Source organism: Bradyrhizobium sp. (genome assembly GCF_016462955.1).
GTDB lineage: Bacteria > Pseudomonadota > Alphaproteobacteria > Rhizobiales > Xanthobacteraceae > Bradyrhizobium.
Window position 1 is genome coordinate 3978 of the sequence record NZ_JAEMSD010000188.1, and the last position, 7761, is coordinate 11738.

General features: G+C 65.6%; 8 protein-coding genes. 1 reads left to right on the plus strand and 7 read right to left on the minus strand.

Translation table 11 applies throughout. From position 1 onward, the window contains the following. The coding region (locus JHD07_RS19635; RefSeq protein WP_291624864.1) for a lytic transglycosylase domain-containing protein at positions 1-1503 on the plus strand (1503 nt) is incomplete at its 5' end. Between the two features lie 111 nt (positions 1504-1614). Here the strand turns inward: JHD07_RS19635 and JHD07_RS19640 are convergent. The 7 genes from JHD07_RS19640 to JHD07_RS19670 form a co-directional block, all read right to left on the minus strand. Beyond that, a complete protein-coding gene (locus JHD07_RS19640; protein ID WP_291624866.1) occupies positions 1615-2586 on the minus strand; it encodes a tripartite tricarboxylate transporter substrate binding protein BugD in 972 nt (323 codons plus the stop codon). An 85-nt stretch (positions 2587-2671) separates the two neighbouring features. Continuing rightward, complete coding sequence (locus JHD07_RS19645) at positions 2672-3913, minus strand: threonine synthase (protein WP_291624868.1); 1242 nt, start codon at positions 3911-3913, stop codon at positions 2672-2674. A gap of 131 nt (positions 3914-4044) precedes the next feature. Then, positions 4045-5466, minus strand: a complete 1422-nt coding sequence (lpdA, locus tag JHD07_RS19650; protein WP_291624870.1) for a dihydrolipoyl dehydrogenase — start codon at positions 5464-5466, stop codon at positions 4045-4047. A 17-nt stretch (positions 5467-5483) separates the two neighbouring features. Continuing rightward, on the minus strand, positions 5484-5714 hold the full coding sequence (locus tag JHD07_RS19655) for a hypothetical protein (protein ID WP_291624872.1): 231 nt from the start codon (positions 5712-5714) through the stop codon (positions 5484-5486). Between the two features lie 26 nt (positions 5715-5740). Then, the gene (locus tag JHD07_RS19660; protein WP_291624875.1) at positions 5741-7093 is read right to left on the minus strand and encodes a pyruvate dehydrogenase complex dihydrolipoamide acetyltransferase; all 1353 of its coding nucleotides are present in this window, start codon (positions 7091-7093) and stop codon (positions 5741-5743) included. 63 nt (positions 7094-7156) lie between these two features. Next, entirely contained in the window at positions 7157-7609 is a 453-nt protein-coding gene (locus JHD07_RS19665; protein ID WP_291624877.1) for a nucleoside deaminase, read from the minus strand. A 2-nt stretch (positions 7610-7611) separates the two neighbouring features. Further along, positions 7612-7761, minus strand: a 150-nt coding sequence (locus JHD07_RS19670) for a DUF5076 domain-containing protein (protein WP_291624879.1), incomplete at its 5' end; no start/stop codon positions are given.

Consider the following 7761-nt stretch of genomic DNA (forward strand, 5'->3'; position numbering starts at 1 on the left):
CTCCTTGCGGCGGACGATCATCGGGCCCGCATGGACAAGCGCCTCGGCGCCAAGGACTATGCCGGTGCCAGGCGCGCGGCCAAGCGGCTTGGCGAAGACGCGATCGCCATCGTCAAGGCCTGCGCCGCCGTCACCGGCAAGGCGAGCAAGGCCAAGGATCTTCTTGAGGATGTCGTGGCCGAGGAGCGGCGCGATCTCGGCTATGTGCTGTGCCGCGCGCAGTGGCATCTCCAGAACGACCGCATCGACGACGCCGCCGAGGTGATCCTCGCGGCCGCGCCCGAGACCATGGCAGCGCAGGACACCGACGCCTGGTGGCGCGAGCGCCGCATGCTGGCGCGCAAGCTGCTCGATCAGGGCAAGTCCAGGACCGCCTATGACGTGGTGCGCACGGCCGCCGTGCCGGACAAAGAAGTCTATCGCGTCGACTACCATTTCATGTGCGGCTGGATCGCGCTGCGCTTTCTCGACGATCCCAAGACGGCGATGGTGCATTTCGCCTCGATCGATGCCGGTTCGTCCAATCCGATCGCGCTGTCGCGGGCGCATTACTGGCGCGGCCGCGCCGCTGAAGCCATGGGCGCGACGGCCGATGCGCGCATGAGCTACCGGGCGGCGGCGCGCTATCACACCGCCTATTACGGCCAGCTCGCCCGCGCCAGGCTCGGCCTCGAAGGCATCGAGCTGCGGCCGCCCTCGCCCGTGCTGGCCTCGGCCGATGCGCAGCCTGCGGACGAGCGCGTACGCGCCGCCGACATGCTCTACGGCATCGGCGAGCGCGACATGGTGTTCTACTACGCCGAGGATTTCGCCAAGGAGAGCACCGATGCCGCCGCGCTCGAGGCGCTCGCCGAGCTCGCCGGCCGGCGCAACGATGCGCGCGTGATGCTGGTGGTCGGCAAGACCGCGCTGGCGCGCGGGCTCGCGCTCGATCATTACGCCTTCCCGACCATCGGTATTCCCGAGCACAAGCAGGTCGCGCCCGCGATCGAGACCAGTGTGATCTATTCGGTGGCGCGCACCGAAAGCTCGTTCGACCAGCGCGACAAGTCGCACGCCAACGCGGTCGGGCTGATGCAGGTGACGCCGGAAGCGGGACGCGACACCGCGAAACGCTTCGGCCTGACCTACGACTGGGACAGGATGGTCTCCGATCCCGTCTACAACACCCAGATGGGCGCCGCCGAGCTCAGCGCGCTGTTCTCGGAATATCGCGGCAACCAGATCATGACCTTCGCCGGCTACAATGCCGGACGGGGCCGGGTGCGCGAATGGGTGCAGACGCGCGGCGATCCCCGACATCCCAATGTCGATCCGGTCGACTGGGTCGAGCGCATTCCGCTCTCGGAGACGCGGAACTACGTTCAGCGCGTGATGGAGAACGTCCTGGTCTACCGCACGCGATTCGAAGGCAGCGGCGTGATCGCGGGCAAGAGCGATGAGCGTGTGGTGACGAAGGATGCCAGTGCGGCGACGCCGGTGGGTTTGACGGGGGCTGAGTAGTCGTAGGGTGGGCAAAGGCGCACTTGCGCCGTGCCCACGATCTCTCTCCATGAGCAACAGGGCGTGGGCACGCTGCGCTTTGCCCACCCTACGAGATCTTCGAAGCTATCCTCAATCCACCTTGATGTTGGCGGCCTTGATCATCGGCCACCATTTCGCGATCTCGGCCTTCTGGCGCGCTCCGAGCGCATCCGGGGTGAGCTGATCCTTCGGCGTCATCTCCAGGCCCTGGCTTTCGAGCTGCTTCCGCACGGCAGGATCGTTCAGCGCCTCCACGGCTGCGGCGTTAAGCTTGGTCACGATCTCCTTCGGCGTGCCCTTCGGCACCCACATGCCCGACCACAGCGTCATAGTGAAGCCTTTCAGGCCGGCCTCTTCCGCGGTCGGGATCTCCGGCGCCGAGGCCAGGCGCTTGTCATCGGTGACGGCGTAGGCGCGGATCGTGCCGGCGCGGACCTGACCGATCGAGTTGGAGGTCTGGTCGACGATGATGTCGATCTGGCCGGCGATCAGGTCGTTCAGCGCCGGCGCGGTGCCGCGATACGGCACGTATTGCAGCTTGATGCCGGAGACGTTCTCGAGATAGACGCCGGCGATGTGGCTTCCCGAGCCGGCGCCGGCGGTGCCTGCGGTCGGCGGCGACGGACGCGATTTCAGCCACTCGAGCAGCTCCTTCAGCGAGGTCGCGGGCACCGCGTTCTTGCTGACGACGATCATCGGATTGCTCGGCAGCAGCACCACGGGCTCGAGGTCGGCGACGAGATCGAATTTGAGCTTGTAGACGGCGCCGTTCGCGACGTGGGTGCCGAGATGGCCGAACGAGATGGTGTAGCCGTCCGGCGGCGACTGCACGGCGCGGGCAACGCCGATCGAGCCGCCCGCGCCGGTGACGTTCTCGACCACGACGGGCTGGCCGAGCGCGGCGCGCATCCGTTCGGCAAGCACGCGTGCCATCGCATCGGACGGTCCGCCGGCGGCGAAGGGCACGATGACGGTGATCGGACGGGTGGGATAGTCATCGGCGCGTGCGGCGCCGACAGCAGCGAGAATAGCAAACAGCGCAGCCCAGACGGCTTTCGTCATTGTCTTCTCCCCAGCGATATCATTGTTGTTTTTTGGCGCTCTGCCCGCGTACGGGCAGAGGAATCGCTCGTAGCCCGTCGCTGCGCTAGAACTGCGAATAGTCGATCGGCTTGTGGCGGTCGAGCGTGCGGGTGACCGGCGGCAGCGGGTACTTCAGGCCGGTTGCGCAGTTGAACAGCATGACGCGGTCGGCCTTCGAGACGCGGCCGTCGGCGAGGCTCTCCTTGTAGGCGGCGTAGGTGGCGGCGCCTTCGGGGCAGAGCAAGAGCCCCTCCTCGCGTGCGACCTCGTTCAGCGCCGATGAAATCTTGTCGTCGTCGACCGCGATCGCAAAGCCCTTGCTCTCGCGCACCGCGCGCAGGATCAGGAAATCGCCGATCGCCTGCGGCACGCGGATCCCCGACGCAATGGTGTGGGCGTCCTCCCAGCGCGTGGCGTGCTCGGTGCCGGCCTCGTAGGCGCGCACCATCGGCGCGCAGCCGGAGGCCTGCACCGCGACCATGCGCGGGCGCTTGCTTCCGATGAAGCCGATCTTCTCGAGCTCGTCGAACGCCTTCCACATGCCGATCAGGCCGGTGCCGCCGCCGGTCGGATAGAAGATCACGTCAGGCACGTCCCAGCCGAGTTGCTCGGCGAGTTCGAGGCCCATCGTCTTCTTGCCCTCGATGCGATACGGCTCCTTCAGCGTGGAGGTGTCGAACCAGCCGACCTTGGCCTTGCCCTCGCCGACGATCTTGCCGCAATCGTCGATATAGCCGTTGACGCGGTAGACGGTCGCGCCCTGCAGCTCGATCTCGCTGACGTTCACTTCGGGCGTATCCGCCGGGCAGAAGATCGTGGTCTTGATGCCGCAGCTCGTGGCGTAGGCCGCCAGCGCCGCGCCGGCATTGCCGTTGGTCGGCATCGCCATGTGCTTGATGCCGAGCGCCTTGCCCATCGACACCGCCATCACGAGGCCGCGCGCCTTGAACGAGCCGGTCGGCAGCCGTCCCTCGTCCTTGACGATGATCTCGCCGCCGCCGAGCTTCTTTCCGAGCTTGGGCAGCCGGATCAGCGGCGTGGTGACCTCGCCGAGCGAGACGATGTCCTGGCATTTGCGCACCGGCAGCAGCTCGCGGTAGCGCCACATGTCACCGGGCCGCTGCGCCAGCGCGTCCTTGGTCAGTGCCTTCTTCACCCCGGCGAGGTCGTAGCGCACCAAGAGCGGCTTGCCGGCCTTGGAGAGGTTGTGGACCTGGTCGGCGGCGTAATGATCGCCCTCCATCGCACACTCGAGATGGGTGACGAAGGTCGGGCGTTCGATGGTGAGGTTGTCGTTGTCGTGCATGGCTCGATTCTTTCTTCTTCCTTGTTGCCAGTTTCTTGCCTCCGTCATTGCCGGGCTTGACCCGGCAATCCATCTCACGAAGAGCGCTTCGCTAGATGGATGCGCGGGTCAAGCCCGCGCATGACGAGCGGTCAAATATTCAGCACCCGTCCATACGCATCGAGCACGGCTTCCTTCATCATCTCCGACAGCGTCGGATGCGGGAAGACGGTGTGCATCAGCTCTTCCTCGGTCGTCTCCAGGTTCATGGCGACGACGTAGCCCTGGATCAGCTCAGTGACCTCGGCACCGACCATGTGGGCCCCGAGCAGCTGGCCGGTCTTCTTGTCGAAGATCACTTTGACGAGGCCCTGGTCCTCGCCGAGCGCGATCGCCTTGCCGTTGCCGACGAAGGGGAAACGGCCAACGCGGATCTCGCGGCCGCCCTCTTTCGCCTTGGCTTCCGTCAGACCAACCGAGGCGACCTGCGGATGGCAATAGGTGCAGCCCGGGATCAGGTTCTTGTCCATGGGATGCGGATTGAGGCCCTTGATCGCCTCGACGCAGATCACGCCCTCATGCTCGGCCTTGTGCGCGAGCATCGGGGGACCTGCGACATCGCCGATGGCGTAGATGCCGGGGACGTTGGTCTTGCCGTAGCCATCGACCACGATGATGCCGCGGTCGGTCTTCACGCCAAGCTTTTCGAGACCGAGATTCTCGATGTTGCCGACGACGCCGACCGCCGAGATCACGCGCTCGAACTCGGTCGTCACCGGCTTGCCCTTGCCGTCGTCGATGGTGGCGACGACGCTGTCGGCCTTCTTCTCCAGCTTGGTCACCTTGGTCGAGGACATGATCTTGATGCCCTGCTTCTCCAGTCGCTTGCGCGCGAGACCCGCGATCTCGGCATCCTCGACGGGGAGGATCTGCGGCAGCACCTCGACCACGGTGACGTCGCTGCCCATGGTGTGGAAGAACGAGGCGAACTCGATGCCGATCGCGCCGGAGCCGACCACCAGCAGCGACTTCGGCATCCGCTCCGGCACCATCGCCTCGAAATAGGTCCAGACCAGCTTCTTGTCAGGCTCGAGCCCCGGCAGCACGCGCGGCCGCGCGCCGGTCGCGACGATGATGTGCTTGGCCTGGTAGGTCCCCTCGCCCAGCGCGCCCTTCGGGCCCTCGACGTTGGACTTCTTCACGGTCACCTTGCCGGGCGCGTCGATCGAGGCCGCGCCCCAGATCACGCTCACCTTGTTCTTCTTCATCAGGAAGCCGACGCCATCGTTCAGCCGCTTCGAGACGCCGCGCGAGCGCTGCACCACGGCCTTCGGATCGAACGAGACCTTCTCCGCCGACAGGCCGTAGTCTTTGGCGTTCTGCATGTAGTGGTAGATCTCGGCCGAGCGCAGCAGCGCCTTGGTCGGGATGCAGCCCCAGTTCAGGCAGATGCCGCCGAGATAGGACTTTTCGACGATCGCGGTCTTGAAGCCGAGCTGCGCGGCGCGGATCGCCGCAACGTAACCGCCCGGGCCGGAGCCGATGATGATGACGTCGAAGGATGTGTCGGCCATGGCGGCTCCCGTTCAGCTCAAGAAGCGCCGCGGGCGCGGCGCTTGAAGACAACAAACCTGACCAGCCATTCGATGATCCCGACCAGGACCAGGATGGCCAGCGCGCTCAACACGATCGGCTGAGCGATGTTCCGCGACAGCTGCTCTCCGGAGAAGAAGGCTGACCGAAGAAAATCGAGCCCGATCGGATTGAGCGCGACGATGACGCCGAGCAGCAGCGATATCCATGGCCAGCGGGTCCGGACCATGCAAGGTTGCCCCCTCTGCCGTCGCGTCAGACCATCATCATCACGGGGTTTTCGATCAGCTGCTTGAACGCGCCGATCAGCTCGGCGCCGAGGGCGCCGTCGATGGCGCGGTGATCGCAGGACAGGGTCACGCTCATCATGTTGGCGACCTCGATCTTGCCGCCGCGCACCACGGGACGCTCCTCGCTGGTGCCGACCGCGAGGATGGTCGCATGCGGCGGGTTGATCACGGCGGTGAAGTGGCTGATGCCGTACATGCCGAGGTTGGAGACGGCCGTGGTGCCGCCCTGATATTCCTCGGGCTTCAATTTGCGGGAGCGTGCGCGCGCGGCAAAATCCTTCATCTCGTTGGAGATGGTCGAGAGCGTCTTGGTCTCCGCTTTGCGGATGATCGGCGTGATCAGGCCGCCAGGCATCGCCACGGCGACGCCGACGTCGGAATGATGGTGCTTGACCATGCCGCTTTCGGTCCAGCTGACGTTGCAGTTCGGGATCTTCTGCAGCGCCACCGCCATCGCCTTGATGACGAAGTCGTTGACCGAGATCTTGTAGAGCGGCTTCTTCTCCTTGTCCTTCGGCGCGGCGGCATTGATCTCCTCGCGAGCCGTGAGCAGCTTGCCGATGTCGCAGTCGATGGTGAGGTAGAAGTGCGGAACGTTCTGGATCGACGCCGTCAGCCGCTGCGCGATGGTGCGGCGCATGCCGTCATGCGGGACGATGTCGTAGGAGCCGGGCTCGAACAGCGACAGGATCTGCTTGTCCGACATGGTCGGCGCGATCGCGGGCGCGCCTGATGGCGCCGCAGCGGGCGCTTTCAGACCCTTGCCGGATTTGGCCTGCTCGACGTCGCGGGCGACCACGCGGCCGTGCGGGCCGGTGCCCGTGACCATCGACACATCGATGCCGGCTTCCTTGGCCAGACGCCGCGCCAGCGGCGATGAGAACACGCGGCCACCATGGCCATTGGCCTGCGCAGCGGGAGCCGCAGCCTGCGGCGCGGGTGCCGCCGCGGGCGGCGGGGCCTTGGGTGCAGCAGGCGCTGGCGCGGCCGCCGGGGCAGCAGCGGGTGCTTCAGCAGCTTTCGGCGGTGCGGCCGAAGCGCTGGGCTTGGCGCTTCCAGCCGCCTTCACGTCCTCGCCTTCGCCGGCGAGCACGGCGATCACGTCGTTGACCGGGACGTCCTGCGTCCCCTCCGGCACCAGGATCTTGGCGATCGTGCCCTCGTCGATCGCCTCGACCTCCATGGTCGCCTTGTCGGTCTCGATCTCGGCGATGACGTCGCCGGATTTGACCTTGTCGCCTTCCTTCTTCAGCCATTTGGCGAGGTTGCCCTTCTCCATCGTCGGCGAGAGAGCGGGCATCAGGATGTTGATGGGCATGCTGACCTCAAGACAAACTTTGCAAAACGTCGTCTTTCGACAGCGAAGACGAACGGACCAGGTTTAGTTGCCGACGTCGCCCTGCCACAGGCGCTCATTGGCCGGGATGGAACGCCAATTCTTCATCATCGTGATGGAGCGGTCGTCGGCAAGGTCGATCCAGGGAATGCCGAACTTGTCGAGGATGTCCTTGGAGCCCTCGAAGGTGACGGACTCCCCAATCACCACCAGCTTGACCTTGAACAGCCCGAGTGCGCCCGCGCACATCGAGCATGGCGACAGCGTGGTGTACATGACGGTGTCGTGGAACGAGATCGCGCCGGCTTCGCGCAGGCAGCTCATTTCTCCGTGCAGGATCGGATTGTTCTCCTGCACGCGGTTGTTGTGGCCGCGGGCGATGATCTTGTTGTCACGCGTCAGCACTGCCCCGATCGGCAGGCCGCCCTGCGCGATCGAGGTTTCCGCCTCGCGGATCGCTTCCAGCATGAAATCGTAATGATGGGATTCGATCGTCATGGTCAGTGTCCCTTGCCGCGGGGCGTCGTGGTGCCGGTGTCGGTGGGACGCTCGATCTCGGCCTGAAACATCTCGAGGATCCGATTCAACGCGTCCTCCTCGGTATATTCGCTCTCGCGCGCATAGGCGCGCGCGGCATGGCGGGCGAGATC